Source organism: Amycolatopsis sp. NPDC003676 (assembly GCF_053587275.1).
This window is the reverse complement of record NZ_JBSFNS010000398.1, coordinates 1-1097: the sequence shown is the minus strand read 5'-3', so window position 1 is coordinate 1097 and position 1097 is coordinate 1. Positions and strand designations below refer to the sequence as shown.

1 protein-coding gene is annotated in these 1097 nt (G+C 76.9%); it reads left to right on the top strand.

Annotation, left to right across the window (positions count from 1 at the left end):
- A partial coding sequence (locus tag ACWDNU_RS46710) for a hypothetical protein (protein ID WP_449673563.1) occupies positions 1 to 1097 on the top strand: 1097 nt, incomplete at both ends.

Sequence of the window (1097 nt, the reverse complement as noted above, 5' to 3'; positions counted from 1 at the left end):
GCACCCAGCCCGCCCGCCGCGGTGGTCGCGCCGCTCACGCCGGCGTTCAGCCCGCCGCCGAGCTGCGCGCCCGCCTCAGCGCCGAGACCGGCGGCGCCGTCCACCAGGCCGGTCAGAGCCGTGCCCAGCCCGGTGCCGAGCGCACCACCGGCACCGGCCGCACCGGTCAGCGCACCGTCGAGTCCGGCACCAGCCGCACCCGTCAGCGCACCGCCCACACCGGCGCCCACATCCACAGCTCCGCCCAGCCCGGCCGCGAGATCGGCGCCCGCGCCGACCGCCCCGGTCAACGCACCACCGACCCCGACATCGACCGCACCGCCCAGCCCCGTCTCGAGACCGGCACCCGCACCCAGCGCACCCTCGAGACCGGCGCCCACCGCCCCGCCCACACCGGCGGCGACATCAGCTCCGGCGCCCACCGCACCGTCGAGCCCGGCACCGACGGCACCGCTCAACGCACCGCCCGCACCGGCGGCGAGGTCAGCACCCGCGTCGAGTGCGCCGTCGAGGCCTGCACCAAGTCCGGCGTCCGCGTCGACAGCACCACCGAGACCGGCACCGACCGCACCGCCCAGCCCGGTCTCGAGACCAGCGCCCGCACCCAGCGCTCCCTCCAGGCCCGCACCTACGGCGCCGCCCACACCGGCGGCAACATCGGTTCCGGCACCCACCGCTCCACCGAGACCGGCACCGAGCGCGCCGTTCAGCGCACCGTCCGCTCCGGCAGCGAGGTCAGCGCCTGCATCGACGGCACCGCCGAGACCGGCACCAAGCGTGCCCTCGAGCGCACCGCCCGCTCCCGCACCGAGGTCAGCACCCGCATCGACGGCACCGCCGAGACCGGCACCGAGCGAGCCGTCCAGAGCACCGCCGATCCCACCGCCGACGGCGCCGTCCAGCGCACCGCCCACTCCGGCAGCCAGGTCAGCGCCTGCACCAACAGCACCGCCGAGACCGGCACCGGCACCCAGCGCACCTTCGAGGCCCGCACCGACCGAACCGTTCAGGCCGGTCGCGAGATCGGCGCCCGCACCGAGCGCTCCATCCAGACCGGCGGCAAGATCAGCGCCCGCGCCCACAGCACCGTTCACAGC